29 protein-coding genes and 1 tRNA gene are annotated in these 26,861 nt (G+C 72.2%); 14 read left to right on the top strand and 16 right to left on the bottom strand.

Annotated features, from left to right (window positions below):
- Positions 1–19: 19 nt before the first annotated feature.
- The 3 genes from ABD331_RS55430 to ABD331_RS55420 all read right to left on the bottom strand — a co-directional run bounded on the left by ABD331_RS55430 (position 20) and on the right by ABD331_RS55420 (position 1,533).
- Positions 20–964 (bottom strand): helix-turn-helix transcriptional regulator, encoded by a 945-nt coding sequence (locus tag ABD331_RS55430; protein ID WP_344494716.1) that lies wholly within the window; start codon positions 962–964, stop codon positions 20–22.
- A gap of 40 nt (positions 965–1,004) precedes the next feature.
- Positions 1,005–1,445 (bottom strand): GNAT family N-acetyltransferase, encoded by a 441-nt coding sequence (locus ABD331_RS55425; protein WP_344494714.1) that lies wholly within the window; start codon positions 1,443–1,445, stop codon positions 1,005–1,007.
- 15 nt (positions 1,446–1,460) lie between these two features.
- Positions 1,461–1,533 (bottom strand) — tRNA-Ala (locus ABD331_RS55420).
- Between the two features lie 75 nt (positions 1,534–1,608).
- Between ABD331_RS55420 and ABD331_RS55415 the strand changes: the two genes are divergently transcribed.
- Positions 1,609–2,499 carry an RNA polymerase sigma-70 factor gene (locus ABD331_RS55415; RefSeq protein ID WP_344494712.1) on the top strand — a complete coding sequence of 297 codons (891 nt, stop codon included), beginning with the start codon at positions 1,609–1,611 and terminating at the stop codon, positions 2,497–2,499.
- A gap of 2 nt (positions 2,500–2,501) precedes the next feature.
- Here the strand turns inward: ABD331_RS55415 and ABD331_RS55410 are convergent, their stop codons facing one another.
- From ABD331_RS55410 to ABD331_RS55385, 6 genes are all read right to left on the bottom strand, one after another.
- Entirely contained in the window at positions 2,502–3,326 is an 825-nt protein-coding gene (locus ABD331_RS55410; protein WP_344494710.1) for an alanyl-tRNA editing protein, read from the bottom strand.
- A complete protein-coding gene (locus ABD331_RS55405) occupies positions 3,323–4,534 on the bottom strand; it encodes a CynX/NimT family MFS transporter (RefSeq protein WP_344494708.1) in 1,212 nt (403 codons plus the stop codon). Before ABD331_RS55405 ends, ABD331_RS55410 begins: the two co-directional genes overlap by 4 nt.
- Positions 4,535–4,671: 137 nt before the next feature.
- On the bottom strand, positions 4,672–5,340 hold the full coding sequence (locus ABD331_RS55400; RefSeq protein ID WP_344494706.1) for an SRPBCC family protein: 669 nt from the start codon (positions 5,338–5,340) through the stop codon (positions 4,672–4,674).
- Positions 5,341–5,371: 31 nt separating this feature from the next.
- The gene (locus tag ABD331_RS55395) at positions 5,372–5,749 is read right to left on the bottom strand and encodes a hypothetical protein (RefSeq protein WP_344494704.1); all 378 of its coding nucleotides are present in this window, start codon (positions 5,747–5,749) and stop codon (positions 5,372–5,374) included.
- Positions 5,746–6,108: a hypothetical protein gene (locus tag ABD331_RS55390; RefSeq protein ID WP_344494702.1), complete on the bottom strand. Its 363-nt coding sequence runs from the start codon at positions 6,106–6,108 to the stop codon at positions 5,746–5,748. The genes ABD331_RS55395 and ABD331_RS55390 overlap by 4 nt, the downstream gene beginning before the upstream one ends.
- Positions 6,109–6,119: 11 nt before the next feature.
- Entirely contained in the window at positions 6,120–6,821 is a 702-nt protein-coding gene (locus ABD331_RS55385; protein WP_344494700.1) for a TetR/AcrR family transcriptional regulator C-terminal domain-containing protein, read from the bottom strand.
- 44 nt (positions 6,822–6,865) lie between these two features.
- Here ABD331_RS55385 and ABD331_RS55380 point away from each other — a divergent pair, with 44 nt between their 5' ends.
- Together ABD331_RS55380 and ABD331_RS55375 are read left to right on the top strand one after the other, a co-directional pair.
- Positions 6,866–8,272: a DHA2 family efflux MFS transporter permease subunit gene (locus ABD331_RS55380; protein ID WP_344494698.1), complete on the top strand. Its 1,407-nt coding sequence runs from the start codon at positions 6,866–6,868 to the stop codon at positions 8,270–8,272.
- Positions 8,242–8,736: a 2-thiouracil desulfurase family protein gene (locus ABD331_RS55375; RefSeq protein ID WP_344494696.1), complete on the top strand. Its 495-nt coding sequence runs from the start codon at positions 8,242–8,244 to the stop codon at positions 8,734–8,736. Before ABD331_RS55380 ends, ABD331_RS55375 begins: the two co-directional genes overlap by 31 nt.
- Before the next feature lie 10 nt (positions 8,737–8,746).
- Here the strand turns inward: ABD331_RS55375 and ABD331_RS55370 are convergent, their stop codons facing one another.
- The 3 genes from ABD331_RS55370 to ABD331_RS55360 are packed head-to-tail and all read right to left on the bottom strand — an operon-like array spanning position 8,747 to position 10,381.
- Positions 8,747–9,139: a hypothetical protein gene (locus ABD331_RS55370; RefSeq protein ID WP_344494694.1), complete on the bottom strand. Its 393-nt coding sequence runs from the start codon at positions 9,137–9,139 to the stop codon at positions 8,747–8,749.
- 40 nt (positions 9,140–9,179) lie between these two features.
- Complete coding sequence (locus tag ABD331_RS55365; RefSeq protein WP_344494692.1) at positions 9,180–9,782, bottom strand: TetR/AcrR family transcriptional regulator; 603 nt, start codon at positions 9,780–9,782, stop codon at positions 9,180–9,182.
- The gene (locus tag ABD331_RS55360) at positions 9,782–10,381 is read right to left on the bottom strand and encodes a hypothetical protein (RefSeq protein ID WP_344494690.1); all 600 of its coding nucleotides are present in this window, start codon (positions 10,379–10,381) and stop codon (positions 9,782–9,784) included. Before ABD331_RS55360 ends, ABD331_RS55365 begins: the two co-directional genes overlap by 1 nt.
- 27 nt (positions 10,382–10,408) lie before the next feature.
- Here ABD331_RS55360 and ABD331_RS55355 point away from each other — a divergent pair, with 27 nt between their 5' ends.
- The 7 genes from ABD331_RS55355 to ABD331_RS55325 all read left to right on the top strand — a co-directional run bounded on the left by ABD331_RS55355 (position 10,409) and on the right by ABD331_RS55325 (position 18,396).
- Entirely contained in the window at positions 10,409–11,101 is a 693-nt protein-coding gene (locus ABD331_RS55355; RefSeq protein ID WP_344494688.1) for a response regulator transcription factor, read from the top strand.
- The gene (locus tag ABD331_RS55350) at positions 11,098–12,396 is read left to right on the top strand and encodes a sensor histidine kinase (protein ID WP_344494686.1); all 1,299 of its coding nucleotides are present in this window, start codon (positions 11,098–11,100) and stop codon (positions 12,394–12,396) included. Before ABD331_RS55355 ends, ABD331_RS55350 begins: the two co-directional genes overlap by 4 nt.
- 41 nt (positions 12,397–12,437) lie before the next feature.
- Positions 12,438–13,457: a lytic polysaccharide monooxygenase auxiliary activity family 9 protein gene (locus ABD331_RS55345; protein WP_344494684.1), complete on the top strand. Its 1,020-nt coding sequence runs from the start codon at positions 12,438–12,440 to the stop codon at positions 13,455–13,457.
- Between the two features lie 177 nt (positions 13,458–13,634).
- The gene (locus ABD331_RS55340) at positions 13,635–15,005 is read left to right on the top strand and encodes a Dyp-type peroxidase (RefSeq protein WP_344494682.1); all 1,371 of its coding nucleotides are present in this window, start codon (positions 13,635–13,637) and stop codon (positions 15,003–15,005) included.
- Positions 15,006–15,129: 124 nt separating this feature from the next.
- A complete protein-coding gene (locus tag ABD331_RS55335; RefSeq protein ID WP_344494680.1) occupies positions 15,130–15,810 on the top strand; it encodes a GAP family protein in 681 nt (226 codons plus the stop codon).
- Positions 15,811–15,876: 66 nt separating this feature from the next.
- Positions 15,877–17,673 carry a Na+/H+ antiporter NhaA gene (nhaA, locus tag ABD331_RS55330; protein WP_344494678.1) on the top strand — a complete coding sequence of 599 codons (1,797 nt, stop codon included), beginning with the start codon at positions 15,877–15,879 and terminating at the stop codon, positions 17,671–17,673.
- A gap of 39 nt (positions 17,674–17,712) precedes the next feature.
- Positions 17,713–18,396 carry a hypothetical protein gene (locus tag ABD331_RS55325; RefSeq protein ID WP_344494676.1) on the top strand — a complete coding sequence of 228 codons (684 nt, stop codon included), beginning with the start codon at positions 17,713–17,715 and terminating at the stop codon, positions 18,394–18,396.
- Here ABD331_RS55325 and ABD331_RS55320 read toward each other — a convergent pair.
- Entirely contained in the window at positions 18,387–19,163 is a 777-nt protein-coding gene (locus ABD331_RS55320; protein WP_344494674.1) for an SDR family oxidoreductase, read from the bottom strand. The two genes, ABD331_RS55325 and ABD331_RS55320, sit on opposite strands and share 10 nt — an antisense overlap.
- A 63-nt stretch (positions 19,164–19,226) precedes the next feature.
- On the opposite strand from ABD331_RS55320, the gene ABD331_RS55315 reads away from it, so the two are divergent.
- The gene (locus ABD331_RS55315; RefSeq protein WP_344494672.1) at positions 19,227–19,565 is read left to right on the top strand and encodes a hypothetical protein; all 339 of its coding nucleotides are present in this window, start codon (positions 19,227–19,229) and stop codon (positions 19,563–19,565) included.
- Here the strand turns inward: ABD331_RS55315 and ABD331_RS55310 are convergent.
- Complete coding sequence (locus tag ABD331_RS55310) at positions 19,552–20,004, bottom strand: hypothetical protein (protein WP_344494670.1); 453 nt, start codon at positions 20,002–20,004, stop codon at positions 19,552–19,554. The two genes, ABD331_RS55315 and ABD331_RS55310, sit on opposite strands and share 14 nt — an antisense overlap.
- A gap of 44 nt (positions 20,005–20,048) precedes the next feature.
- Here ABD331_RS55310 and ABD331_RS55305 point away from each other — a divergent pair, with 44 nt between their 5' ends.
- Both ABD331_RS55305 and ABD331_RS55300 read left to right on the top strand, forming a co-directional pair.
- Positions 20,049–21,068 carry a helix-turn-helix transcriptional regulator gene (locus ABD331_RS55305; protein ID WP_344494668.1) on the top strand — a complete coding sequence of 340 codons (1,020 nt, stop codon included), beginning with the start codon at positions 20,049–20,051 and terminating at the stop codon, positions 21,066–21,068.
- Between the two features lie 30 nt (positions 21,069–21,098).
- Positions 21,099–21,995 carry a hypothetical protein gene (locus tag ABD331_RS55300; RefSeq protein ID WP_344494666.1) on the top strand — a complete coding sequence of 299 codons (897 nt, stop codon included), beginning with the start codon at positions 21,099–21,101 and terminating at the stop codon, positions 21,993–21,995.
- Between the two features lie 2 nt (positions 21,996–21,997).
- Here the strand turns inward: ABD331_RS55300 and ABD331_RS55295 are convergent, their stop codons facing one another.
- Positions 21,998–22,417: a TIGR03667 family PPOX class F420-dependent oxidoreductase gene (locus ABD331_RS55295; RefSeq protein WP_344494664.1), complete on the bottom strand. Its 420-nt coding sequence runs from the start codon at positions 22,415–22,417 to the stop codon at positions 21,998–22,000.
- A gap of 164 nt (positions 22,418–22,581) precedes the next feature.
- On the opposite strand from ABD331_RS55295, the gene ABD331_RS55290 reads away from it, so the two are divergent.
- Complete coding sequence (locus ABD331_RS55290) at positions 22,582–26,367, top strand: S8 family serine peptidase (protein WP_344494662.1); 3,786 nt, start codon at positions 22,582–22,584, stop codon at positions 26,365–26,367.
- A 290-nt stretch (positions 26,368–26,657) separates the two neighbouring features.
- On the opposite strand, the gene ABD331_RS55285 is transcribed toward ABD331_RS55290, so the two are convergent.
- The coding region (locus tag ABD331_RS55285; protein WP_344494660.1) for a hypothetical protein at positions 26,658–26,861 on the bottom strand (204 nt) is incomplete at its 5' end.

The raw sequence follows: 26,861 nt of genomic DNA, 5'->3' as shown, positions 1-26,861 counted from the left end.
CTGCGGCGCCGTTCAATGATCACGAGTTGCGCTCGACCAGCTCGGCGCCGATCCTGGCCAGCTCGTCCCTGACCTCCTGCGGCTCCTCGACCTCCACCCGCGCGCCCCACCCGGCGAGCTGCTCGGCGATGGTCAGCGCCATCGGCGCGGCCACCCGCGCCCGCACCCGCCCGTCCTCCGTCTCCCCCAGGCTCTCGAAGTGCCGCCCGAAGTGGTCGCGCAGGATGGGCAGGAGCCTGGCGGAGATGAGCACGGTCGCGGAGACCGTGGAGCGCCGCCGCTCCATCTCCTCCACGACGCCCGCCCAGGCCCGCGACAGCTCGAAGTCGTCCGGCCGCTCGAACTCCTCGTCCGTGACCTCCGCCGCCGTGATCCGGTCGACCCGGAACGTGCGCTGCCCGCGCTCGGTCCCGGCCAGCAGGTACCAGACGTCGTCCTTGTCCACCAGCCCCCAGGGATCGACGAGCCGCCCGGTGGGCTCGCTGCCGCGACGGCCCTGGTAGACGAGCCTGACCCGGCGCCGCCGGACGGTGGCGCGTTGCAGGACGCGTACCAGCTCGGGCCGTTCCCTGTCCGGCTCGCCCCAGCGGGCGGGGTCGACGACCACCGCGCCGGCCGCCGCCTCGGCCTCGTCCCTGAACGTCTGCGGCAGCGCCCGCAGCAGCTTGCGCAGCGCGGACCGCAGCTCGGGCGCGTCCGGCGCGGCAGGACCGGCGAGCAGGAACAGCGCCTGCGCCTCGTGCTCGGTGAGCCCGCTCAGGTCGGTGCGGGCCCCGCCGAGCAGCGACCAGCCGCCGCCCCTGCCGGGCTGCGGGTAGACGGGCAATCCGGCGGCGGACAGCGCTTCGAGGTCGCGCCGCGCCGTGGCCACGGACACCTCCAGCTTCCCGGCCAGCTCGGCGGCGGTCACCCGGCCGCGCGCCTGCATCAGCAGCAGCGCGGCCACCAGTCGATCGGCTCGCATGACCCCATTGTCCGCCTTTAAGTGCTCACCGCCTGAGCACTTAGTCGTTCTCGCCCGTCACGCGCCGGCCGAACGCCGACAGCCCCTGCTCGTGGTGCTCGACCAGCCCCATCCGCCGGTAGAAGGCGTGGTTGGCGGGCCCGTCGGGGGTGGACTCGTGGTCGGTCGTCAGCACGAAGTACCGGCAGTGCGCGTAGCGCTCCATGAGCCGCTCCAGCAGCAGCCGCCCGATGCCCTGCCCCTGAAACTGCTGGTCGACCAGCAACTCCTGGACGTAACACACCACCTCGTCGTCGGACACCGTGCGTGCCAGGCCCTGCAGCCGCCCGTCGTCGCCCCTGGCGGTGAGGACGAGGTGCGAGTTGGCCAGCCCCCGGCAGACCTTGGCGATGTCACGGGTCCACACGTTCCAGCCGACGGAGTCGTACAGCTTGAAGATCTCGGCCTCGTCGAACGAGGTCTCTCGCGCGATGATCGTCATTCGAGGAACTCTATGTGGAGCTATGGGGATTCGAACCCCAGACCTCCTCCATGCCATGGAGGCGCGCTACCAACTGCGCCATAGCCCCTTACGATCAGCAAGTGTAACGGAGTTCCGCACCCCTCGTGTCACGCCGGAGCCCGCGTGATACGTCTTTGGTCTTATGCCGACATTTGAGGATCACCGAAGCCTGTTGATCGCGGTCGCCTACCGGATCCTGGGCAGCGTCGTCGACGCGGAGGACGTCGTCCAGGAGGCGTGGCTGCGCTGGTCGGGGGTGGACGAGTCGACCGTGGACGATCCCAAGGCGTTCCTGGTCACGGTGACCTCGCGGCTGGCCATCGACCGGCTGCGGTGGGCCAGGTCGCGGCGCGAGTCGTACGTGGGGCCGTGGCTGCCCGAGCCGATCAGCACCGCGCCGGACGCGGCCGAGCAGGCCGAGCTGGCCGACTCGGTGGAGATGGCGATGCTGGTGGTGCTGGAGACGCTGTCGCCGCTCGAACGGGCGGTGTTCGTGTTGCGGGAGGCGTTCGACCTGCCGTTCGCGGAGATCGCGGAGATCATCGGGCGGGCCGAGCCGGCCACCAGGCAGCTCGCCAGGCGCGCCAGGGAGCACGTGCGGGACAAGCGCCCGCGCTTCGACGTGGACAGGGACGAGCGCAAGCGGATCACCGAGCGGTTCATGGGCGCCTCCACCGGAGGCGACCTGGACGCGCTGATCGAGCTGTTCTCCGACCAGGTGACGATGGTCAGCGACGGCGGCGGCAAGGCCAGGGCGGCGCTGCGGGTCATCACCGGCGCGGAGAACGTCGGCCGCTACCTGCTGTCGATCAACACCCCGGAGAACATCGCCAAGTTCATGGTCTCGATCGGCATGACGGACCTGCCCGGCATGTCGCTGAGCCTGGCGACGCTGAACAACGCGCCCGCGATCCTCGTCTCGGCGGGCGGGAAGGTGATCAGCGTCATCTCGCTGCTGATCAGCGACGGCAAGATCGAGACGGTCTACGTGCTGGCCAACCCGGACAAGATCGGCCACCTCCAGCCGTCGTGACCTCAGCCGGCGCGGCCGGTGCGCATGGTGAGCGTGGCGTCGTCGAGCGACAGCGCGACCTCGACGGCGCCCAGCTCTCCGCTGCTGCTCACGTGGGTGCCGCCGCACGGGATGGACGCCTCGCCGTCCGGCAGCGAGCAGTGCCAGGTGCGGCGGGCCGTCAGCCCGGCGTCCGGCACCTCCACCCGGACGGGGGCGTCGGCGGCCACCCAGGCGGCCAGCCGGTCGTTGACCTCGCGGGCGATCTTCTCCGGGTCCAGGTCGTCGGCGGAGAAGCCCTTCTTGCGCAGCGACTTGCCCAGGCGGTAGACGTCCACGCTGCCGTTCGGGGTGATGCGGGAGGAGGTGATGGCGGCCTGGTCGAAGTCGGGGCTGCCGAGCGAGTCGGGCCGCGTCTCCTTGCGCCACCGGCCGGCCAGGGCGGCGTTGAGCGCGAGCGCGGCCAGGTGGCAGGCGGTGTGCCCGGCGGAGAGCGCCGCACGCCAGTCGGCGTCCACCTCGAGGTCCACTTCCGTGCCCGTGGGCAGCGGCGTCCCGGTGACGTGCACCACCAGCCAGTCCCAGCCGTCCGCGCCGCGCCTGGCCGGGATGTCCGCGCCGAGGAAGATCTCGCCGGTGGCCGACCGGGCTCCTGTCACGCAGTCGAGGACCGGCAGGCCGCCGATCGTGCCCCGGTCGGCGGGCTGGTCGGGCCAGGTGTGGTCGAGAGGGTGGAACGGCGTCTCGGACACGACGAGGCCGTGCCGCTCCCCCGACGGCACGGCCTCGACGATCGTGGAGCGGCCACGGGTGCGGCCGCTGGGGAAGGTGACGAGAGTGGAGTTCACCCGGCCATTCTCTCGTCCTCCAGGTAACGGTTGCGGCCCGCGTACAGGCCGGTCAGGAGCTGCGCGGCGAGCACCACGAAGATCAGCGTGTACGGCACCGCCCACCCGCCGGTGGCCTCGCGCAGCACGCCGACCAGCAGCGGGCCCGCGCCCGAGATGAGGTAGCCGGCGCTCTGCCCGAAGGCCGACAGCGCGGCCGTGGTCTCCGGCGTGCGGGTGCGCAGCGCCAGCATCATCAGCGCCAGCGGGAACGACCCCATCCCCACGGCGATGAACACGACCCAGACCATCGCGGTGGACGGCGGCGCGAACCACAGCCCGAGGAAGCCGATCACGTAGAACACGACGAGCCCGACCACGGTGGGCCGCTGGTCGCGGAACCGCGAGGCGATCATGGGCACGGCGATGGAGACGGGGATGTTCAGCGCGGTGAACACGCCGAGGATCAGCCCGGCCTCCGAGGTGCTGTAGCCGCTGTCGGTGAGGATGGTGGCGAGCCAGCCGAACATGATGTACGCGATCATCGACTGGGTGCCGAAGTAGACCGCGATCATCCAGGCGAGCTTGCTCTTCAGCAGGCCGCGCAGGCCCTCGTCCCGGCCGCCGATGGTCCGCTCCGGCTCACTGCGCAGCAGCGCAAGCCACGGAATGGCGGCGACGGCGGCCAGGGCCGCCCACACGCCGAGCGCGATGTGCCAGTCCCCCGAGGCGCGCTCGATCGGCACGGTCGCGGCGGCGGCCAGCATGGTGCCGGCGGCCAGCGCCGTGGTGTAGACGGTGGTCATGAGCCCGGTGCGGGCCGGGAAGTGACGCTTGATCAGCGTCGGGATGAGCACGTTGCCGACGGCGCCGCCGGACAGCGCGACGGCGCTGCTCAGCAGGAACACCGGGGCCGACCCGACCAGCGACCTGACCAGCAGCCCGACGCCGAGGGTGACGAGGGCGAGCAGCAGCAGCCGGTGCTCGCCGATCCGCCTGGCCAGCGTCGGGGTGATCGCGCCGACGCTGGCGAAGGCGAGGACGGGCAGGGTGGTCAGCAGCCCGGTGCCGACGCTCGACATGCCGAGCCCGGCGGCGAGCTGGTCGAGCAGGGGGCCGACGCTGGTGACGCCGGTGCGCAGGTTCAGTGCGGCGAGGACGATTCCCAGCACGAGGAGCCAGGCCAGCGGGGTGGTTCTGCCTCGGGACTCTTGGGCGAGCACGCTCATGGCGGGAAGTGTCCTCCACTCATCAAATCATGGGACGAATGACACCTTAACAGGACCGAAATATGCATTTATTCCTGGCGGCGTGCCCCAGACATGACGAAACCCCCGGAGACGGGTCTCCGGGGGTCTCGCGGACCTCAGAGGACGGGAGGAGGCGGCGAACCGGGCGGCACCGAACCAGGCGAACCCGGAGGCACCGGCCCAGGAGGCGGCAGCGTGCCGCCCGGCGACTGGCCCCCGCCACCGGCGGGCGGGTAGTCACCACCGGCGGGCGGATAGTCGCCGCCCACCGTGCCCGGCGGAACGCTCCCGGCGCCGCCGTACGTGGAGCCGTGCTCGTGCTCGCGCTGGTGCGGCCCCGGCACGTCGCCGCGCCAGCCGCCGGTCTCGCCGCCGCGCGACTCGATGAAGGACTTGAAGCGCTTGACGTCGCCGACGACGCGCATGCGGACGATCTGCAGCTTGTCACCCGCGATCTCGAGGAACCCCTCCGGGTCGTACTCCATCTGGAGCGTGACCCTGGTCGTGTCCTCGTCGATCCGGTGGAAGGTCACCACCCCGGCCTGGTGCGGCTTGTCGACACTGCGCCAGGCGATGCGCTCGTCGGGGTGCTGCTCGGTGATCTCCGCCTCGAACTCGCGCCTGACACCGGCGATCTCCGCCACCCAGGCCGTCCGCGTGTCACTGAGCTGCTTGACCGACTCCACGCCCTCCATGAACTCGGGGAAGCTCTCGAACTGTGTCCATTGGTTGTAGGCCACCCGTACGGGGACCCTGACGTCTTCGGAATGTTCGATCGTGCTCATGGGGTGTGTCACTGCCCAGGCACGCCGGGCGTTAACGCCTGCGCCGCAGCCAGAACAGGCCCACGAGGGGCAGCACGAGCGGGATGAACAGGTAGCCCTTGCCGTAGGCGGACCACACGGTCTCGTCGGGGAAGGCGGCCTGGTCGAGCAGGCTGAGCGTGCCGATGATCAGCACTCCGGCCAGCTCGATGCCGAGCGCGACCAGCGCGAGGCGGCGCGCGCCGCGCCAGAGCGCGACCGTGAGCAGGATGTAGACCGCCGCCGCGAACGCCGACAGCGAGTACGCCAGCGGCGCCTCACCGAACCTGGTGGCGATCTGCACGGCCGCCCGCGACCCGGCGGCCAGCGAGAACAGTCCGTAGACGGCGATCAGCGCCCGGCCTGGCCCGGCGCCGATGGCGGTGGTCACGCCGTGCCCTGCCAGATCTGCAGCAGCCTGGCCGTCATCACCGCGATGGCGAACCCGGCCACGGTGAGGATCGCCGGCCCCCACCTGCTCCGCTCGGCCAGCGCCAGGAACACGCCCGCGGGCGGGATCAGCACCTCGCCGCCGACGTAGCCGAACAGCGTCACCTTGTCGGCGGGCCCCTCGCCACCGGCCACCGCCGCTATGACGAACCCCGCCTGCACCAGCACGGCCACCTCCAGCAGGGCGAACCCGACCAGCAGCACCATGCCCATCGGCCGGTCGCGGATCGCGGTGATCAGGCTCATCAGCATCAGCAGCAGGGAGCCGGAGATGACGACGGTGGAGACGACGGTGTTCATCGGGGGTAAGGCTATCGCCCGGCGCCGCCGCCCCTGAGGGAGCCCTCCATCCCGTCCAGCACCCAGGTGAGCCCGCGCTCGAAGTTGTCGTCGGCCCCCTGCACGCCCTGCTCGATCATCGGCGCCAGGCGGGGGAACTCGCCGCCGTCGATCAGCTCCTTGATGTACGGCTCCGCCAGCGCGGCCCGCTCGGCCTCGCCGATCCCCCGCTCCCTGGGCGCGCGGCGCTCCACGGCCTGCCTGACCACGAACCCGGTCATGTAGTCGTTGAACACCGCCAGGAACCGCCACGCCGTCAGCCGGTCGACGCCGAGGCCGTCGAAGGCCGACAGCTTCTGCTCCACGTGCCGCAGCCCGTTGGGCCCGACGGCCACCCGGTGCGAGATCAGGTCCACCCGCCACGGGTGCCGCCGCACCAGCTCCAGCTCCCGCCGGGCGAGCAGCGTCAGCGCCTCGCGCCAGTCGGCGGGCAGCGGCTCCTCGGCCACCGCCTCTGCGGCGATCTCGTCGGCCATCAGCGCGAGGAGGTCCTCCTTGCGCTCGATGTAGGAGTACAGCGTCATGGCGCGGGCGTCCAGCTCGGTGGCCACGCGCCTGATCGAGACGGCGTCCAGCCCTTCGGCGTCGGCCACGGCGATGGCCGCGGCCACGATCGCCTCCCTGCTCAGCACGGGGCGGCGGGGCGGGGTGGGTCTCGACCAGATCGATGTCACGGCACCGATTCTAGACAGCGTACGAAAGTGTTACGGTGTACGATATGCGATACGCCGTACGAACGTCCCTCCGGTCCACCGGCCTGGTGGTCCTGCTCGGGGTCGTCATGACGATGCTCGACACCACGATCGTCAACGTCGCGCTCGGCACCCTGGCCGCCGAGTTCCACACCTCGCTCGCCGACGTCCAGTGGGCGGCTACCTCGTACCTGCTGGCGATGTCCATGACGGTGCCGGTCACCGGCTGGGCCGTCGGCCGGTTCGGGGTGCGGGCCGTCTGGCTCGTCTCGCTCGTGCTCTTCATCGCCGGCTCCGCGCTCTGCGCCGCCGCCTGGTCGCTGGGCAGCCTGGCCGTCTTCCGCGCCGTGCAGGGGCTGGGCGGGGGCCTGCTCCAGCCGGTCGGGCAGGTGATGCTGGCGCAGGCGGCGGGCAAGGAGCGGCTGGGGCGGGCGATGAGCCTCATCTCGGTGCCCGCCATGCTGGTGCCCGTGCTCGGGCCGCCGCTCGGCGGGCTGATCGTGCAGGGCCCCGGCTGGCGGTGGCTGTTCCTGGTGAACGTGCCGGTCTGCGCGGTGGCGCTGCTGGCCGCGCTCCTGCTGCTGCCGCGCGGGAGCGGCTCGCTGCACGCGCACGACGAGGAGCCCGCGAACGGCGCGGGGCGCGGGATCGGCGCGGGGCAGCGTCTGGACGTGCTCGGCCTGGCCCTGCTGTCTCCCGGCCTGGTCGCCCTGATCTACGGCCTGACCGAGGTGGGGAACGGCGCCTCGCTCCTGCACCCGGCCTCGTGGATCGGCGCGGCCCTGGTGGCCGTCTTCGCCGTGCGGTCGCTGCGCGTCACGTCGCTGGTGGACCTGCGGCTGTTCCGCGACCGCACGTTCGCCGCGGCGGTGCTCGCCCTGGCGTGCTACTCGGCCGCGATGCTCGGCTTCACCGTGCTCGTCCCGCTGCACAGCCAGCTCGCCGAGGGCGGCGGCGCGCTGGAGGCGGGCCTGCTGCTGGCCCCGCTGGGGATCGGTGCCGCCCTCACGATGCCGCTGGCCGGCAGGCTCACCGACAGCAGGGGGCCGCGCGGCGTCGCGGCGGCGGGGGTGGTGCTGGTGGTGGCGAGCATCGTGGCGTTCCTGCTGACCGGCGGCGGGTACGTGCCGATGTTCACGCTCGGGCTCGGCCACGGGCTGGTGGCGACGTCGGTGATGGCGGCCGCGTACACGACGCTGGAGCCGTCCGCCGTCCCTGCGGCGACGACGCTGAGCACGATCGTGCTGCGGCTCGCCGCGCCGTTCGGGGTGGCGCTGCTGACCGTGCTGCTGCAGGTGTTCACCAGGGCGGGCGCGGCGGAGCCGTTCACGCCCGCGTTCTGGGCGGCGGCCGGGCTGGCCGGGGTCTCGCTGCTGCCGATCGCGCTCATAGGATCGGGTACGTGGAGAAGATCCTCGTCAGCGCCTGCCTGATGGGCCGCAAGGTGCGCTACGACGGCGGCGCGAAGACCAGCTCGGCCGCCTGGCTCGCCGGGTGGCGCGAGGAGGGGCGGCTGGTGCCGTTCTGCCCCGAGGTGGAGGGCGGGCTGCCGGTGCCGAGGCTCGCCGCCGAGATCGAGGGCGGCGCGGGCGGGGCGGCCGTCCTGGCCGGGGACGCCCGCGTGGTGGCGACGGACGGGTCCGACGTGACGGCCGAGTTCCTGGCGGGCGCGCGCGAGGCGCTGGCCGTGGCGCGCTCGCACGGCATCCGGATGGCGGTGCTGAAGGAGGGCAGCCCCTCGTGCGGGGCCCTCGCGATCTACGACGGCAGCTTCCAGGGGCGCAGGGCACCCGGGCAGGGCGTGACGACGGCGCTGCTGGAGCGGAACGGGATCCGGGTGTTCAGCGAGGAGCAACTGCCCGAGGCCGCCGATCACCTGCGCACTCTGGAGACGTAGCCGGCCAGAGCTAGCGACGCACCCTGGAGACGTAGAAGGCGCCGCTCAGCCCGGCGGCCAGCGCGAGCGCCATGATGCCGTGATACGCGGTGAGCAGCGCGTTCCCCTCGTCGGGCGCCGCCTCCGCGCCGAAGGCCAGCGCCAGCATCCCCAGCAGCACCCCGCCGAGCGCCGCCGCGTGCGTGTAGATCAGCCCGTCCCAGGCCCAGGGCCGCCGGGCCAGCGCGCCGCAGCCGCCGCCGACCAGCACCACGCAGCACAGGGTCTCCACGATCGCGGCGGGCACGATCACCGGCTGCCACACAGGCCCCAGCTCGACTCCGGCGTGCAGCAGCGCGAACGTGGCGAAGACCAGCGCGTAGAGCAGCGACAGCCAGCCCAGCGACCTCCGGAGTGCGTCCATGCGTCCACGCTGCCACGTCACGGCACGACCGGAGTCGTCTTCAGGGAGTCGGCTCCGCTACGCCTTCGGGCGTAGGCAGCAGCCGCCTCACCAGCCGGATGGTCTCGTCGATGGTGACCGTCGCGTCGCGGTCGGACTCGCACGCGGCCACCTCGCGGCCCGCCTCGCCCATCATGGTGGTGAGCAGCACCACCAGCACCTGGCTCTCCCGCGAGTCGTCCAGGCCGAGCAGGCGCTTGTTGCCGCCGATCCAGTTCCAGCCGCGCTGCCTGCGCAGCGTGGTGAACTCCACCGGCCCGTCGCTCTCCAGGAACAGCCTGGCCACCTCGCGCTGCTCCCACGAGCCCTCCAGGTACGCCCGCGCTCCGGCCAGGAACTTCTCCGACCCCGCCGCGCCCTTGACCGCCTTGGCCGCCCGTGAGGTGCGCTCCTCCTGCCCGCGCATGAACTGCTCCCACAACGCCAGGAACAGGCCGGGCTTGCCGCCGAAGTGGTGGTACAGGCTGCCGACGCTGATCCCGGACGTCTCCACGATGTCGGCGACCGTCGCGTCGGCGTACCCCTTGGCCAGGAAGACGTCGCGGGCCGCGCTCAGCAGCGTGTCGCGGGTGCCGCTCGACCGGCTCCAGCCTCGGCTCCTCATCAGTACTCCCACGTGTCGGTGCGCTGCTCGTGTCCGATGCAGAACACGGCGGTGCCGTGCTCGCCCTTCACCAGGTCCACCCGGATCCAGCCGTCGGCTCGGGCGATCTTGGCGGTGTAGCCGCTGACCGGGGTGGCCGAGACCAGGCGGCAGCCCGCCGGGCCGAGCGTGAACGCCACCTCGCCGCCCTTCGCCTTCACCACCTTGAGCGTCGCGGAGGGCGCGGAGGGCGCGGGGGTCGCCGGCCGTGTCGCGGTGGGCGCCGGGGTGCGGCTCCGCTCCGGCGCCTCGCGCGTGACGGACGCGGCGGGCGTCGCCTCTGGACGCGTGGCATCCGGACGTGTGGCAGGCGGGCGCGTGGCAGGCGGGCGCGTGGCAGGCGGGCGGGTGGCAGGCGGGCGGGTGGCATCCGGACGTACGGCAGGCGGGCGCGTGGCGGGCCGCTCGTCGGCCGCGATCGTCTGCGCGAGGAACGGCTCCACGTCCACGTCGTCCACGAACTCGTTGCGCAGCACCCCCCGCACGCCGAACCACGAGACCGACACCGCGACCACGGTGGCACCGCACCAGATCGCCGCATATCTCAGGGCTCGACGCATGAGAGGCATTATGTACGGTGGTGCCCCATGGCGACGGTTCTCGTAGTCGAAGACGATGAATTCGTCAGATCGGCGATCATCCACGAGCTGGGCCGGCGCCGGCACGCCGTCCGCAGCGCCGGATGCGCCCTGGACGCGCTCAGGGAGATCTCGCAGTCCCCTCCCGACGCCGTCATCCTCGATCTGGGCCTGCCCGACCTGGACGGATCCGAGGCGCTGCGCATGGTGCGCGGCATCTCCGACGTGCCGGTCATCGTGGCCACCGCCCGCGACGACGAGGCCGAGATCGTCAGGCTGCTGCGCGCGGGCGCCGACGACTACCTGGTCAAGCCGTTCTCCGGCGACCATCTCAGCGCCCGCCTGGACGCGGTGCTGCGCCGGGCCAGGTCCGCGCCCGCGCCGCACACCATCGAGGTCGGCGGCCTGTTCGTGGACGTGGACCGGCGCGAGGCCGTGCTCGACGGCGGGCCGCTCGCGCTGACCAGGCGCGAGTTCGACCTGCTGGCCTACCTGGCCGCCCGCGCCGACCGGGTGGTCACCCGCAAGGAGCTGCTGGCGGAGGTCTGGCAGCTCGCCTACGGCGACGACCAGACGATCGACGTGCACCTGTCGTGGCTGCGCCGCAAGCTGGGCGAGAGCGCCTCCAGGCCCCGCTACCTGCACACCGTACGCGGCGTCGGGTTCATGTTGTCAGCACCCCCAATGTCAGCACCGCGATGAGGAGGACGCTCGCGGTCCTGATGGTCGCCGTCACCTCGATGGTGGCGCTGGCCTTCCTGGTGCCGCTGGGGTTGATCGTCAGGGAGACCGCGCAGAGCAGGGCGGTCGCGGGCGCCGAGCGGCAGGCTGCGGCGCTGGTGCCGGTGCTGGCGCTGACCACGGCGAGCGACGATCTCGGGCTCGCGATGGCGCGTACCGAGGCGGGGCGGCGCGGCCTGCTGGCCGTGCACGTCAAGGGCGGCGCGACGGTCGGCACGTCACGCGCGCCGGCCGCGCAGGTGGCCGGAGCCGCCGCGCAGACCAGGGCGAGCACGGTCGAGCTGGACGGCGGGTACGTGCTGCTGCGCCCCGTCGCGCTGGACGGCGACCGGGGCGCGGTGATCGAGGTGTTCGTGCCCGCCGACGACCTCAACCGGGGCGTGCCGGCCTCCTGGGCGGTGCTGACAGGCGTGGCCGTGGTGCTGGTGCTCGGCTCGGTGCTGGTCGGCGACCGGCTCGGGGCCCGCGTCGTACGGGCGGCGCGCCGCCTCGGCACGGCGGCCACCGCGCTCGGCTCCGGCGACCTGAGCGAGCGCATCCACCCCGACGGCCCGCCCGAGCTGAAGGCGGCGGCCAACGCGTTCAACACGATGGCCGGCCGCGTCACCCACCTCCTGGCGGCGGAGCGGGAGCTGGCCGCCGACCTCTCGCACCGCCTGCGCACGCCGCTGACCGCGCTGCGGCTCAGCCTCGACCAGCTCGGCCCGCAGGCGGAGCCCAGCAGGCAGGCCCTGGCCAGGCTGGAGAGCGAGGTGACCACGATCATCTCGGCGGCCCGGCGCCCGGCGCGGGCGGCCCGCTCGTGCGACGCGGCGCAGGTGCTGCGCGAGCGGCTGGCGTTCTGGTCGGCGCTGGCGGAGGACCAGGGGCGGCCGTGGCAGCTCGTCGGTGCCACGCTGCCGGTGCGGGCGCCCGTCCCGGCCGGTGAGCTGACGGCGGTGGTGGACGCACTGCTCGGGAACGTGTTCCGGCACACGGCGGAGGGGACGGCGTTCAGCGTCACGCTGCACGAGGGTCGCGACGTGGTCGGCATCCTGGTCGCCGACGCGGGGCCCGGGATCCCCGACCCGGAGGCGGCGCTGGAGCGGGGCGCCAGCGGGAGCGGGTCCACCGGGCTCGGGCTGGACATCGCGCGGCGGCTGGCCGAGTCGACCGGCGGGTCGCTGCGGCTGGATCGCTCGTCGCTGGGCGGTGCTCAGGTGCAGGTGTGGTTGCGGCTTGAAAAGGTGTCTAAGCCAGCCTTAAAGGACACTTAACCGCCATATTTCGGCGTTTCCGGTGCTCCAAGGTGGTGCGCATGCAGATCAACCGCAAGGCCGTCATCGCCGCCACCCTGACCGCCCCCACGCTGCTCGTGCTCGCCGTCGCCCCGGGCACCGCCTCCGCCCACGGCACCATGAGCAACCCGCCCAGCCGCACGATGGTCTGCTACAGCGAGGGCCCGGAGAGCCCCAAGTCGGCCGCGTGCAAGCAGGCGGTGGCGACCGGCGGCACCCAGCCCCTGTACGACTGGAACGAGGTCAACATCGCCGACGCCGCCGGCAGGCACCGCGAGATCATCCCCGACGGCAAGCTGTGCAGCGCGGGCCGCGACAAGTACCGCGGCTTCGACCAGGCCCGCGCCGACTGGCCGGCGACGACCATGACGAGCGGCGCCACCCACACCTTCAAGTACCGGGCGACCGCCCCGCACAAGGGCGCCTTCGAGCTGTACATCACCAAGGAGAGCTACGACCCGGCCAAGCCGCTGAAGTGGTCGGACCTGGAGTCCGCGCCCTTCCACACGGTGACGAACCCGACGGTGGCCGACGGCTACTACACGATGACCGCCAAGCTGCCGTCCCGTCAGGGCCGCCACCTGATCTACGCGATCTGGCAGCGCGGCGACAGCCCCGAGGCGTTCTACTCCTGCTCGGACGTGGTCTTCGGGCAGAGCAACCCGTCCCCCGCGCCGACCCCGACCGGCACGCCGACCGCGACCCCGAAGCCCACCCCGACCACGAGCACGCCCAAGCCCACCACCACGGCCACCCAGCCCCCCTCGGACGGAACCGCCACTCTGGCCGCGATCAACGCGGGCGCCGGCGTCTCCCCCGCCACCGCCGCGGCGGGCGCGACGGTGAAGGTGACGGCGGTCTGCGGCGGCTCCCAGGTGCGCGACGTCACCTCCGGCGCGTTCAGCCCGGCCCGCACCGCGCCCGGCACGCCCACGGTCGCCTGGTCGCCCAGCCTCAAGGCGGCCAAGCCCGGCACCTACGCCGTGACCGTCCGCTGCAAGAACGGCAACCTGGCGCGGACGTCCCTCACCGTGAGCTGATCGGGAAATCGTGAACTGATCGGGAAATACAGCCTGTCCCTTTTCAGGAAACTTTCTCGCGTACTCGCGAGTCCTACCCATGGGGCGCGTCGGAAGACGGGGGATCGCCGGGGGGCGAGGTCGCCGTGGCGCGCTCAGGGGGCCCGATTTCATCGGAAACGGGGAAGGGACACGGCAATGCCTGTCGACCTGAACAACGAACTACCTCTGGCCTGGGACTCGGCCACGCTCGACGCGGACACCAAGGGCATGCTCGACAACCTGCAGCCGAACATCCTGCGGGCGCACGTCCGCGAGCACCTGTCCGTGCTGTTCGTCCGGTTCAACGACGTGGCCGAGGGCAGGCGGTTCCTGCGCTGGGTCGCGACCACGAAGATGAAGTCGGCACGCAAGCATCTGCAGGAGGTGCGGGACTTCGCCGCCGGCCGCCGCCGCGGAACCCCGTACGTCGGCATCGGCATCAGCAAGGCCGGCTACCGCGACCTCGGCCACTCGGTGGAGGACGTGCGCAAGTTCGCCGACCCGGTCTTCCGCGACGGCATGAAGCGGCGGGTCGCCCAGGTGAACGACCCCGCGGTGGAGGAGTGGGAGCGCGTCTACCAGCGCGAGATCCACGCCGTCATCCTCATCGGCGACGCGGAGGCGGAGCCGGTGGAGAGCCTGCGCGAGGAGATCGTGGGCGAGCTGCCGCAGAGCGCCCGGCTGCTCGGCGAGGAGCGGGGGCAGGGCATGCGCAACCCGGCCGGCGACGGCATCGAGCACTTCGGCTACGTGGACGGCCGCAGCCAGCCGCTGTTCCTGAAGGACGAGGTGGACAGGGAGCCGAGGAAGCTCTGGGACCCGGCGTTCCCGCTGGGCAACGTCCTGGTGCCCGACCCGTTCGCGCCGAACCCCGTCCGCCACCACGGCAGCTACCTGGTGTTCAGGAAACTGGAGCAGAACGTGCGGGCGTTCAAGGAGATCGAGCGGGACCTGGCCGACAGCCTGGGCCTGAGCGGGGTGGACCGGGAGCGGGCGGGCGCGATGCTCGTCGGCCGCTTCAAGGACGGCACTCCCCTGACGCTCAAGCCCAAGGCCGGCGGCGGGCCGGTGGCCAACGACTTCACCTTCGACGGCGACGACGGCTCCAAGTGCCCGTTCTCCGGGCACGTCAGGAAGACCAACCCGCGCTCGTTCGGGCGCAACGTGCTCATGGCCAGGCGCGGCCAGACCTACGGCGAGCGCGCCGACCAGCCGTGGGACGACTCACCGCCGGAGAACCGGCCGAGCGGTGAGGTCGGGCTGCTGTTCATGGCGTTCAACGGCAGCCTGCTCGACCAGTTCGAGTTCACCCAGCAGAGCTGGGCGAACAACGCGGACTTCGAGGTCGAGGCGACCGGGCACGACCCCGTCATCGGGCAGGGTGAGCGCGACCTCAAGGTCACCTTCCCCAAGGCGTGGGGCAAGCCCGGGAAGTCCGACCCGCAGGCCCAGGTCGCCCAGACCGTCACCATGAAGGGCGGCGAGTACTTCTTCGCGCCGTCCCTGGCCTACCTGCGCAACCTGTAACAGCCCGCGAGGCCGAGGGCGCCGGCGCTGAGCCGCTCCCTCGGCCTCGTGAGCAGAAGGATGTACATCCGGTTCGACCCGCCGGAGGAGGCGGGCACCGGCCCGCGATCAGCATGATGTCCGCATGACCATCGCGTTGCTGCTCGCTCTCGCGGGGCTGGCGGTGCTCGACAGCACGAGCTTCGGCACCCTCGGCATCCCCGTCTACCTGATGCTCGGCCTGGACCGGTCGCGGACCTCCCGGCTGTTCGTCTATCTCGCCACCGTGACGGTCTTCTACTTCCTGGTGGGCGTGGCGCTGATGCTCGGGCTCTCCACGGCCATGGACACCTTCGGCGACGCGCTCAACAGCCGGGCCGCGCTCATCGCGCAGCTCGTCCTCGGCGTGGGGCTGTTCGCGCTGAGCTGGCGCTTCGACCCCAAGTGGCGCGCCAAGCGGAACCTGCCCGAGCGCACCTTCGAGCCCCGGATGGGCGGGCCGCGCACGATGGTGCTGGTGGGCCTGGCCGCCGGGACGCTCGAAGTGGCCACCATGGTGCCGTACCTGGCCGCGGTCGGCATGATGACGACCTCCGGCCTGGCTGCGGGCCAGTGGGTGCCGTTGCTGGCGGCGTACGTGCTGATCATGATCCTGCCGGCGCTGGCGCTCATGGGCGTGCGCGCGGCGGCGGGCGCGCGGCTGGAGCCCAAGCTGGAGCGGCTGCGGGCCTGGCTGGTCAAGCACTCGTCGTCGATGCTGAGCTGGGGGATGGCGATCGTCGGGTTCCTCCTGGCCAGGGACGCCGCCGCGCGCCTGTTCCTCTAGCCAGGGTGCGGCGGGAACGCACTCCCGCGACGCATCTAGGATCAGATCTCCGGGGGGAGATCTACGATGTTGCGCGCGTTCCTGAGGACAGAGGCAGGCGGCACCAGCGTGCTGCTCGTCGCCACCGCGCTGGCCCTGATCTGGGCGAACTCGCCGTGGGGCGACACCTACGAGGCGTTCTGGCACACCTCGATGGGCATCTCCTTCGGCGACGCCCAGTTCTCGCTGGACCTGCGCCACTGGGTCAACGACGGGCTGATGACCGTCTTCTTCTTCCTCATCGGCCTGGAGGTCTCCTACGAGGTGCGGCTCGGGCAGCTCAGGGACCGCCGCCTGATCGCCGTGCCTGCCGTCGCCGCGTTCGGCGGCATGCTCGTGCCGGCCGGCGTCTACTTGCTGCTCAACTACGGCGGCCCCGGCGCGGGCGGCTGGGGCGTGCCGATCGCCACCGACACCGCCTTCGTGCTGGGCCTGCTCGCCATCGTGGGCGCGCGCTGCCCCGACCCGCTGCGCGCGTTCCTGCTGACGCTGGCCATCGTGGACGACGTCCTCGCCATCATCATCATCGCGCTCTTCTACACCGAGAACCTGTCCGTGACCGCCCTGGTCACCGCCGTGGTGCTGCTGGCGGCCATCATGACGCTGCGATGGCTGAAGATCTGGCGGGCGCCCGCGTACATCGTGCTGGGGTTCGCGCTGTGGGTGGCCACGCTGGAGAGCGGCATCCACCCGACGCTGGTCGGCATCGCGCTCGGGATCCTCGTCTTCGTGTACGCGCCCACCGACCACAAGCTGCTGCTCGCCGGGGAGGCCGTGCAGGAGTTCACCAGCGAGCCCAGCGCCCGCGCCGCCCGGCAGGCCGCGCTGCGCGTCCAGCGGGCCGTCTCCGTGAACGAGCGCCTGCAACTGCGGCTGCACCCGTGGAGCAGCTACGTCATCGTGCCCGTCTTCGCCCTGGCCAACGCGGGTGTCCGGCTCGACGGGGAGACCCTGCGGGCCGCCGCCACCTCACCGGTCGCCATCGGCGTGGCGCTGGGGCTGCTGCTCGGCAAGTTCATCGGGATCTCGCTGGGCACCTGGCTGCCGCTGCGGCTGGGCTGGGGCGTGCTGCCCGGCAACCTGGTGTGGGGGCAGTTGCTGGGCGGGGCCGCCGTGTCGGGCATCGGGTTCACGGTGGCGCTGTTCATCGTGGAGCTGGCCTTCGAGGACCCCGCCCTGCACGACCAGGCCAAGATCGGCATCCTGGCGGGCTCGCTGCTGTCGGCCGCGCTGGGCTGGCTGATCTTCCGCATGGCGTGGGACCGGGGCGGGGTGTGCGCGCCGCCCGACGCCGAGCCCGCCGAGGACCTGCCCACCACGCTGGCCGTCCCCGTCGGCCCCGGCGACCACGTACGCGGCCCCGCCGACGCCCGCATCACGATCGTCGAGTACGGCGACTTCGAATGCCCCTACTGCGGGCGGCTGCACCCCATCCTGGAGGAGATCCTCAGGAAGAACCCCGACGTGCGGCTGGTCTTCCGCCACTACCCGCTGCGCACCCTGCACCCGCGCGCCGCCGCCGCCGCGACCGTCGCCGAGGCCGCCGCCGACCGGGGCAAATTCTGGGAGATGCACGACATCCTCTACGACAACCAGCGCTTCCTCACCGACGCCGACCTGGAGCACTACGCCGCCGAACTCGACGTCGAACCCTGGTCGGACGTGGCCCGCCACGTCGCCAGGATCGGCGTGGACGAGGAGTCCGGCCGCGACAGCGGCGTGCGCGGCACGCCGTCACTGTTCCTGAACGGGGTGCGGTACGAGGGCGGCCACGATCTCGATTCGATCACTCGCGCGGTGGAAGAACTTCGTGAGTCCGCGTAGCGTCGTCGAGTCACTCACCCGAGCCCCTGGAGCTGATTGATGCTTTCCACCATCCTCAACGTCCTCAATTTGATCGTGACGTTCGTCGTGCTGCTGGGCGGAGCCGCGCTCATGGCGGCACGCAGGAAGGAGCACGGCCGCGCCTCGGTGGTGGGCATGGTGGGGTGCGTCGTGCTGCTGCTGGCGGGGCTGGCCAGCGGTGGGCTGGCCCTCTTCGCGCAGGCCCTGTTCGAGTCGCTCGGGCCTTTGACTGCTGAGCCGGTCTTCGCCGTCCTCAACGCGTTCGCGATGATTCTGCAGGCGGTCGGGCTCGCGTTGCTGGTCTGGGCGGTGGTCATCCCCAGGAAGCCGCAGCAGCCGGTCGGCCAGGGGGCGTGGCAGGGGCAGCCCGAATGGCAGGCCGGGCCCCAGCCGGGACAGCCTGGCTGGCAGCCCGGACAGCCTGGCCAGCCCGAGTGGCAGCCCGGACCTCAGCCCGGCCCTCAGCCCGGCCCCCAGCCTGGCCAGCCGGGGCAGCCCGAGTGGCAGCCCGGACCTCAGCCCGGCCCTCAGCCCGGCCCCCAGCCTGGCCAGCCGGGGCAGCCCGAGTGGCAGCCCGGACCTCAGCCGGGCCAGCCTGGTCAGCCGGAGTGGCAGCCGGGACCCCAACCTGGGCAGCCGGGGCAGCCTGGGCCTCAGCAGCCTCCCGGTTGGCAGCCGCCCTACGGCCAGGGTCAGGGCTGAGACCGGCGCAGATACGCGTCCCAGGTGATCTTCCCGGCGGGCTGGGCCTTCGTGGTGAGATGACCGGCGCGGGCGGCCCGGCCGAACCCGCCGGGCAGGCGCAGGCGCAGCACCGGCCTGCGCAGCCCCCTGGCCCGCAGCCAGCTCCGCGCCGCCTCGTCCATCGCCAGCACTCCTGGCCCGCCGTACTCCTCCACCTTTCCCGACGGCCCGCGCCCGGCGACCGCCACCAGGTGCTCGGCCACGTCCCGCACGTCCACCGTCTGCATGGTGACGCCCGGATCGGCGACCACCACGCCGAGCTTGGCCATGCTCCGCAGCCCCAGCTCCACGAACTCGTGGAACTGTGTGGCCCGGACGATCGTCCACGGCACCCGGCCGTCCCGGACGAGGCGCTCGGCCCGCAGTTTCGTACGGAAGTAGCCCCACGGCACCCGGTCCACGCCGACGATCGAGACGTAGACCAGATGCCGCACCCCGGCCTCCCGGGCGGCCTCGAGCAGCGCCGACGTGCCGTCCAGCTCCACCTTGCGCGTGTAGCGGCCCCGATAGGGCGCCGAGGCGAGGTGCAGGACGACGTCCACCCCCGACACCGCCTCCGCCACGCCGCTCCCGGTGGTCAGGTCCGCGACCGCCCACCGCACGCCGCCGCTCGCGGGCCGCGCCGTACGACTGGTCGCGCGCACGTCGTATCCGGCCTCGACCAGCTTCTGCACGACGGCGCGGCCGAGGCGCCCGCTGCCGCCCGTGACAAGTACTGCTGTCATGGAAGCTGGACGGGGCAGCCCGGGTAAGTGTGACAATGTTGACGTATCCCGATAATCCGCAGCGTGTCCGAGGGGACCATGACGCGAGAGCAGCCCGGCCCGCAGGATCCCGACCCCAACCAGACGATCCGGCACCGCTACCCCCACCCCGCGCCGCCCGACGAGCAGGGACCGCCCGACGCGCCCAGCACGCGGCGGCTCGAGTACACCCCCGACATGCTGCCCGACGTGCCGCTCTACGAGGCCAAGCCGGTGCGGTCCGGCTGGTGGTGGGTGGTCGTGGTCGGCGGCCTGGTGCTGCTCATCGCGGCCGTGGCGGTGGCGGCGGTCTTCTGGCTGCGCTCCAACTCCGAGACCCGGGCCCTCCCCGCCGGTCCCGCCTCGGCGGTCACGCTCGGCTGAAGTCCATCGTCCAGTTCGTCTCCCAGGTCCGCCCGTCGTCCTCGGAGAACGCCTGCTCCCAGCGCGCGGCGTCGGCGCCGCTTCTCGTCCAGAGGAACCGGCAGCGCACCGGCCTGCCCTCGTGCGTCTCCTCGCCGTAGAAGACGCCCCTCTCCCCCTCGAACGCGCCCACCATCGGCCTGGTGTCGAGCCGCCCGCTGGCGCTGCTGGCCCAGTAGATGGACCACTGCCGGGTCTCCGGGTCGTACACCCGCAGCGTCAGCCCATGGGACCCCTTGGTGGGGAACTCGATCTCGTCGAAGCTGGCCGCGCCCCCGAAGTGCCGGGTGGCGACGGACCGGCCGGGGAACTCGTCCCATTCGTCGCTGCCGGACAGCGGCTTGACGAGGCGGCGGTTGACCACGTTCCAGTGACCGGTGAGAAAGTCGAAGTCGTTCATGCGGCGAACCTACGGGAGGGTCACTGACAGGTAGTGTCAGTGATGTGCGTGCTTCCCGTCTCGTCTCCATCCTCCTGCTGCTGCAGACGCGCGGCCGGATGACCGCGCAGGAGCTGGCGGAGCGGCTGGAAGTCTCGGTACGCACGATCTACCGCGACGTCGAGTCCCTGCACGGCGCCGGAATCCCGCTCTACGGCGACGCGGGCCCGAAGGGCGGCTACCAGCTCCTCGACGGCTACCGCACCCGGCTGACCGGGCTGACGGCGGACGAGGCGGAGTCCCTGTTCCTGGCGGGGCTGCCCGGCCCTGCGGCCGAGCTGGGGCTGGGCACCGTGGTGGCGGCGGCGCAGCTCAAGCTGATGGCCGCCCTCCCGGTCGAGCTGCGCGACCGCGCGGGCCGCATCCAGGAACGCTTCCTGCTCGACGCGCCCACCTGGTACCGCGACTCCGATCCGACGACCTACCTGGCCGCCGTGGCCGACGCCGTGTGGAACGAGCGACGCATCCAGATCAGGTACCGGCGGTGGAAGGAGCCGCAGGAGGTGGAGCGGCGGCTGGAGCCGTACGGGCTGGTCGTCAAGGCGGGGCGGTGGTACCTCGTGGCCAGGGCGGGGCGCGACGTGCGCACGTACCGCGTCTCGCAGATCCTCGACCTGCAGCCGCTCGCGGAGAGGTTCGTCCGGCCGGAGGGGTTCGACCTGGGGGCCTACTGGGCGGGGCACCTGGCGGAGTTCGAGGCCAGGCTGCGATGGGGCGAGGCCGTGGTGCGATTGTCGCCGCGCGGCGTGGAGCGGCTGGCCGATCTCATGACGCCCGGGGTGGTGGCGGCGGCCAGGCAGAGCGCGCAGCCGCCTGACGAGGAGGGGTGGACGCGGGTCACGGTGCCGATCGAGTCGATCGAGCACGCGGTCGGGGAGTTCCTCAGGCTGGGCACGGACGTGGAGGTGCTGGGGCCCGCCGCGTTGCGGGAACGGCTGGCGGCGACGGCGGACGAACTGTCCCGCCGCTACGGCCGTTCCCCTCAGGCGGGACCATCCCCGATTTATGGGGATATTTCGGGATAAGACTCCCCTCGGCCCCAGGATGCGCGCGCCATGGACCTCCACGAGCGCCTGCTGGTCCAGGTCAGCGTCCGAGACGTCTACGACGCGGCGACGCTGGCCGGGCACCCCGGCTCCGGCCTGGTCTTCACCGGCCAGGCCGGCCACGACGCGGTCCGCATGGTGCGCCGCGCCGGCTACGAAGGACCGCTGCTCGCCGACCGCCGCCGCTACGCCGGGTCCGCCCGGGTACGGGGCACGGCGCGGCTGTCGGCCGACTGGATCGCGGACCAGGTGGAGGCGGGCGCGACGGCCCCGCTCACCGATTCCGGCTATATCGGCGAAGGGGACCACGAAGCCCTGCACACCATCCTCGAACAATCCCTTCAGTGGGACGACGCCATCGCCGTCCTGCCCGTGCACGCACGCTGGGTGAGCGGCGATCTCGGCACGCTGCTCCGCACGGTCGCCGACTACGGCTCGCCGGTGGCGCTGGTCGTCGAGGACGGGCCGCCGTACCCGCCGATCCCGCTACCGCTGCTCTCCGCCGGGGTCGCCGCGCTGGGCGCGATGGCGTACGGGGCCTCATGGGGTGCGATCGGCGTCCGCGAGGTGCTGCGGCACCTCTACCCCGAGCCGCACGAGGCGCGGGGCGGGTGGCGGCGCGGCGGGGCGCGCAGCGCGTTCGTGGTGGAGCGGCTGGAGTTCGTGCCGGTGGAGCGGCTGCGCGAGGGGACGTGTGGTTGTTCAACCTGCCACGGGCGTCCGCTGCGGCATCTGGCGGAGGCGGAGGAGCTGCACGTGAACACGCACAACACGAAGGCGCTGCACGGGCTGCACAACCGCCTGCTCCGGGCCACGCACCGGGAACGCTGGTGGCAGTCCCTGACGGAAGCGGCCGCCAACACCACAGCCCCACCGAAGGGCGAGCCCCGCCCCCACCCCTCCTGAGCTCAGAACCCCCGCAAAGACACCAGCCGCACCCGCATCGCGATCGGATAGTCCTGCTCGAACTTCTCCACACCCCAGCCAGCGATCCGATCCCGATATTTCCCGATATACCCAGGCACCCCACCCGCCAGCAGATGCCCTTCGAGAATCTCCGCCTCCCCCTTGAACACCACCACGTCCCCACCACCCGCATCGGTGTTGAAGTGCAGCGACACCTGCGGCCCCCGGCGCAGATGGGCGAGCCGCCGCGCGTTGGCCCGGTTGTAGATCAGCAGGCTGTCCCCGCCCTCCCACAGGAACCACACGGGGTTGGGCTGCGGCGTGCCGTCGGCGCCGACGGTGGTCAGCCAGATCACCCGCTCCTCCGCCAGCCGCTCACGCACCCGCGCACCGAACGCGCTGTCGGGAATCACTCCGGTCATCACCCCTCCGATCGCCGATCGCCACCCCCCGTACCCGCTTCCCCCCGGATCAGCGATCAACCCGGCTCCCGCGATTAGCTTGATCATGTTCCGGAAATAAGCCCACTCGGAAGAATTGGGAGCGCTCCCGAAATAGGCGTTCCTCCCGACCGAAAGGGCCCGAGGTGACCTCCTTACCCTCCCGGCTGGCCACGGCCTTATCCGGCCTGACGCTCGCCCTCACGGCCACCGCCATCACCCCGCCGCCGGCCCAGGCGGCCCCACCCCCGGAACCGGCGGCCGAGACCCAGCAGGCCACCACCCTCACCCTCATCACGGGCGACGTCGTCGAGTACGCCCCCAGCAAGAAGAACGGCGGCACCCCCTCCATCGCCATCAAACCGGCCCCCAGGCCGGACGGAGCAGAGGTCACGTTCGCCACACTGCCCAGCCAGGACGGCGGCTACCTGGTCATGCCGTCCGACGCCGCCGGGATGGTCGCGGCGGGCACGCTCGACGAGGAGCTGTTCGACGTCGAGACCCTGGCCCGCGACCAGCGCACCACCGCCATCCCCCTCCTGGTCACCGGCTCGGGTCTGGCCAGGACGGCCAAGCCGCTGCCCGCCACCGAGAACGTGCGCCCGCTCCCCAGCGTCAACGGCGCCGCGATGACCGTTCCCGTAGGTCAGGCGGGAACGTTCTGGGCGGGGCTGCGTACCGACGCGAGCCTCAACAGCCGGTCGGCGAGCAGCGCCGGCAAGATCTGGCTGGACCGCAAGACGCGCGTGTCCCTCGACCAGAGCGTGCCGCTCATCGGCGCGCCCGCGGGCTGGGAGCGCGGGTTCGACGGCAAGGGCGTCAAGGTCGCCGTGCTCGACACCGGCATCGACGTCAACCACCCCGACTTCACCGGCCGCATCCTCGCCACCCAGAACTTCACCACCGCAGCCGGCATCGCCGACAAGAAGGGGCACGGCACGCACGTCGCCGCCACGCTCGCCGGCGCGGGCGGCACCTACAAGGGCGTCGCCCCGGCGGCGTCGCTGCTGGTCGGCAAGGTGCTCGACGACAGCGGCAACGGCGACTGGTCCTGGGCCATCGCGGGCATGGAGTGGGCCGCCGGGCAGGGCGCCGACGTGGTGAACCTGAGCCTCGGCACCTGCTGCGGCAACGGCACCGACCCGATGAGCCAGGCCCTGAACGAGCTGACCAGGAAGCACGGGACGCTGTTCGTGACCGCGGCGGGCAACGAGTACGACCCGCTCACCGTCAGCGTCCCCGCGGCGGCGGACGAGGCGCTGGCCGTCGGCGCCGTGGACAAGGTGACGGGCACGGAGCTGGCCGGCTTCTCCAGCCGCGGCCCGCGCCTGGACGACGCCGCCGTCAAGCCGAACCTCGTCGCCCCCGGCGTCGACATCGTGGCCGCCCGCTCGGCCGAGTCGTCGCTGCCCGGCATCCCCGGCGACGACCTGCACACGACGTTCAGCGGCACCTCGATGGCGACGCCGCACGTGGCGGGGGCCGCGGCGATCCTGGCGCAGCAGCACCCGGAGTGGCGGGCGTCCGAGCTGCGTGACGCGCTCACCTCGACCGCCGTCCGCAACGACGCGCACACCTGGTTCGAGCAGGGCAGCGGGCGCGTGGACGTGGCCCGCGCCGTCACCCAGACGCTCTTCGCCACCTCCTCCGTAGACTTCCGCGTGCTGGCCAAGGACCCGGCGACCCGCCAGGTCACCTACCGCAACACCGGCGCCGCCCCCGTCACCCTGGACGTCTCCCTCACCACGCGCGGCTGGAGCGGCAAGGCCGCCCCCGACGGCGCGATCGAGCTGGGGTCCCGCAGCGTCACCGTCCCCGCGAACGGCACCGCCACCGTGGACCTCACCGTGGATCCGCGCGTGGGCTCCGTGGGCGCGTACGGCGGCTGGGTGACGGCCGCCGCCGGTGAGACGCGCGTGGTGACTCCGTTCAGCTACTACACCGGCCCGGCCACGCACCGGCTCGGCGTGCAGCTGGTCAACTCGTACGGGACCAAGGAGTTCGTCCCCGGCTACCAGTCCGAGCCCATCGTGTACGCGATCCCGCTCAAGCGAGGCAACAGCCCCGAGGACCCGTTCAACCCGTACGGCTACTACTACCTGCGCACCGACTGGGCGGGCACCGGCGAGTTCTTCCTGCCCGCCGGCGACTACGAGGTCATCGGCATCCTCCCGGAGAACCGCCTGACCAACCGTAACAGCTGGGTCATCAAGACCGTCACACTCGGCGGCGACGAGACGGTCACCCTGGACGCCCGCGACACCGTCCGGCTCAGACCCGACCTGCCCGTGCCGGCGGACGGCGGCGGCAACGCCTACTACGTGCGCACGTTCGACGATCGCACGCAGCCGGTCTCGATCTACGGAGGCGCGGTCGGCGGCGGACACGACGTGTACGTCACGCCGGTCTCCTCCGTGAAGGCGGGCAAGGTCCGCCTGTCCCAGCAGTGGAACCTGGAGCCTCCGGTCCTGTCGTCCGTCACGGCCGGTGAGCTGCGGCTGCGTCCTGCGTACGACATGGAGTCCATGCGGAAGCTCACCGAGACCACCACGCTGCCCCTCGTGTCGGTGGGCAGGGGGCGGCCCGAGGACTTCCAGAACGTCGACGTCAAGGGCAAGCTCGTGCTGGCCGGGATCCCGGTCGAGGGCGCCGACCGGCCGTACGTGACGGCCTCCGTCGCCATGGACGACGCGGCGCTGCGCGCGTACCTGGGCGGCGCCGCGGGCATCGTCTCCTACCTCGACGTGGACGGCGGCCTGGCCCGCGTGCCCGCCGGCGGCTTCCACCGCCTCGGCCTGACCGCCGCCGAGGGCCGCGCCCTCAGCGCCGCGCTCTCCCGGGGGCCGCTCTCCATCCGCCTGGAGCCGTACACGGGGCCGGACGTGGTCTACCACCTGCGCTTCGACACCCGCGGCAAGGTCCCGTCCCGCCCCACCCGGGTGGATCTGAAGGACCTCGTCCGGGTCAACGCCGCCTACCACGCGGACAGCGCCGGCCAGAGCGGCTGGGAGTTCGGCGAGACCACCACCGGCGAGGAACCCGGCCGCCTCACCTACGGCGGCCCGGTCACCATGCCCGCCACCCGCACCGAGTACTACGGCCCGGCCTCCGACGACGTGCTGTGGTCCCGCACGATCTCGAACAACGGCCTGGACCTGCACTCCGCCGACCGCTTCAGCCGCCGCGACCGGCGGATCTCCGAGGAGTGGTTCAAGGCCCCGCTGGTGCCGGGCGCCGCCGACGTGCCGTCCGGTCATCCGGTGGAGCTGCCGTGCACGTTGTGCCGGGACGGGGATCGGTTCGTACCGGCTGAGGGCTGGCGCGACTCAGACCCGCGCCACTACAGCGACCTGGGCGTGGGCAGATCCACCCCGCGCCTGTTCGTCGCCGGCCAGGAGGTGCCCGTCAAGGGCCGCTACCCCCGTTCGTTCGTCGTTCCGGACGGGACGGCGCCGTACCGGCTGGAGACGGTAGACGTCACTGGCCGCTCCCTCTCACCCAAGGTCACCACGACCGCCTCCTTCACCTCCGCACCCCCGTCCCGGACCGCGCCTCGCGGCTACACCTGCACGTTCGGGACGTCCTGCGCGTTCCAGCCGGCCATCCAGATCACGTACGACCTCCCGCTCGACCTCCTCAACCGAGCGGCAGCCGGCCGCCCCTTCACCTTCGACCTCCAGGCCGGATCCCACTCGGGGGTGCGGCGGGCTTCCGACGTGAAGCGGGTGCAGGTGGAGTACTCCGTCAACGACGGAGGCACCTGGAACGCGGCCTCGCGGGTGGTGAAGCGCGGTGACGGCCTGTTCAGGGTGGAGGTGAGCCATCCGGTGCTCGCACAGACCAGTGGGTACGTGTCGCTGCGCGTCACCGCCTGGGACGGGGCCGGCGGCTCGACCACCCAGACCATCGACCGGGCCTACGGCCTGCGCTGACACTCCTCCAACCAAGGGCCGAGGGGGCCGCCCTGTGCCCCTTCGGCCCTCTTCTTTGCAGCACGCCCCTCCCCTTCATCCACAGGACAACCCCGACAGCCCCGCCCCTTATCCACAGAACCCCATTCGGCGCCTCGCCACCCCACCCCCGCAGAGCATCCTCAGACCCACATCGCACCGCCACCACCCACACCCAAGGAGCCAGAGGATGCCCGGAGGCCCGCCCACACTCGGTTTCAGCCTGATCGTCTACGCCACGGTCGGCCTGGTGACCCTGATCGCCCTCAAGCTCAAGAGGCGACGCCGATGACCCCGCTTCCCACCCGACCCCTCACGCCCTCTTCCACCCCGCCCCTCACGCTCTCCTCCACCTCACCCCACATGCCCTCCTCCACGCCACCGCTCACGCCATCCCTCACCCCGCCCCTCACTCCGCTCCTCACACCGCGCCTCACGCCATCCCCCACTCCACCCCTCACGCGGCGCCTCACGCC

The organism is Nonomuraea monospora (assembly GCF_039531895.1).
Classification (GTDB): domain Bacteria; phylum Actinomycetota; class Actinomycetes; order Streptosporangiales; family Streptosporangiaceae; genus Nonomuraea; species Nonomuraea monospora.
This window is presented reverse-complemented; position numbering and strand designations above follow the sequence as displayed.

What these genes read in the sequence shown, in the direction of transcription:
- ABD331_RS55430 (WP_344494716.1), bottom strand. Translation starts at nt 964, where the DNA reads ATGCGAGCCGATCGACTGGTGGCCGCGCTGCTGCTGATGCAGGCGCGC.
- ABD331_RS55425 (WP_344494714.1), bottom strand. Translation starts at nt 1,445, where the DNA reads ATGACGATCATCGCGCGAGAGACCTCGTTCGACGAGGCCGAGATCTTC.
- ABD331_RS55415 (WP_344494712.1), top strand. Translation starts at nt 1,609, where the DNA reads ATGCCGACATTTGAGGATCACCGAAGCCTGTTGATCGCGGTCGCCTAC.
- ABD331_RS55405 (WP_344494708.1), bottom strand. Translation starts at nt 4,534, where the DNA reads ATGAGCGTGCTCGCCCAAGAGTCCCGAGGCAGAACCACCCCGCTGGCC.
- ABD331_RS55400 (WP_344494706.1), bottom strand. Translation starts at nt 5,340, where the DNA reads ATGAGCACGATCGAACATTCCGAAGACGTCAGGGTCCCCGTACGGGTG.
- ABD331_RS55390 (WP_344494702.1), bottom strand. Translation starts at nt 6,108, where the DNA reads ATGAACACCGTCGTCTCCACCGTCGTCATCTCCGGCTCCCTGCTGCTG.
- ABD331_RS55380 (WP_344494698.1), top strand. Translation starts at nt 6,866, where the DNA reads ATGCGATACGCCGTACGAACGTCCCTCCGGTCCACCGGCCTGGTGGTC.
- ABD331_RS55370 (WP_344494694.1), bottom strand. Translation starts at nt 9,139, where the DNA reads ATGGACGCACTCCGGAGGTCGCTGGGCTGGCTGTCGCTGCTCTACGCG.
- ABD331_RS55365 (WP_344494692.1), bottom strand. Translation starts at nt 9,782, where the DNA reads ATGAGGAGCCGAGGCTGGAGCCGGTCGAGCGGCACCCGCGACACGCTG.
- ABD331_RS55360 (WP_344494690.1), bottom strand. Translation starts at nt 10,381, where the DNA reads ATGCGTCGAGCCCTGAGATATGCGGCGATCTGGTGCGGTGCCACCGTG.
- ABD331_RS55355 (WP_344494688.1), top strand. Translation starts at nt 10,409, where the DNA reads ATGGCGACGGTTCTCGTAGTCGAAGACGATGAATTCGTCAGATCGGCG.
- ABD331_RS55350 (WP_344494686.1), top strand. Translation starts at nt 11,098, where the DNA reads ATGAGGAGGACGCTCGCGGTCCTGATGGTCGCCGTCACCTCGATGGTG.
- ABD331_RS55345 (WP_344494684.1), top strand. Translation starts at nt 12,438, where the DNA reads ATGCAGATCAACCGCAAGGCCGTCATCGCCGCCACCCTGACCGCCCCC.
- ABD331_RS55340 (WP_344494682.1), top strand. Translation starts at nt 13,635, where the DNA reads ATGCCTGTCGACCTGAACAACGAACTACCTCTGGCCTGGGACTCGGCC.
- ABD331_RS55335 (WP_344494680.1), top strand. Translation starts at nt 15,130, where the DNA reads ATGACCATCGCGTTGCTGCTCGCTCTCGCGGGGCTGGCGGTGCTCGAC.
- nhaA (WP_344494678.1), top strand. Translation starts at nt 15,877, where the DNA reads ATGTTGCGCGCGTTCCTGAGGACAGAGGCAGGCGGCACCAGCGTGCTG.
- ABD331_RS55325 (WP_344494676.1), top strand. Translation starts at nt 17,713, where the DNA reads ATGCTTTCCACCATCCTCAACGTCCTCAATTTGATCGTGACGTTCGTC.
- ABD331_RS55320 (WP_344494674.1), bottom strand. Translation starts at nt 19,163, where the DNA reads ATGACAGCAGTACTTGTCACGGGCGGCAGCGGGCGCCTCGGCCGCGCC.
- ABD331_RS55310 (WP_344494670.1), bottom strand. Translation starts at nt 20,004, where the DNA reads ATGAACGACTTCGACTTTCTCACCGGTCACTGGAACGTGGTCAACCGC.
- ABD331_RS55300 (WP_344494666.1), top strand. Translation starts at nt 21,099, where the DNA reads ATGGACCTCCACGAGCGCCTGCTGGTCCAGGTCAGCGTCCGAGACGTC.
- ABD331_RS55295 (WP_344494664.1), bottom strand. Translation starts at nt 22,417, where the DNA reads ATGACCGGAGTGATTCCCGACAGCGCGTTCGGTGCGCGGGTGCGTGAG.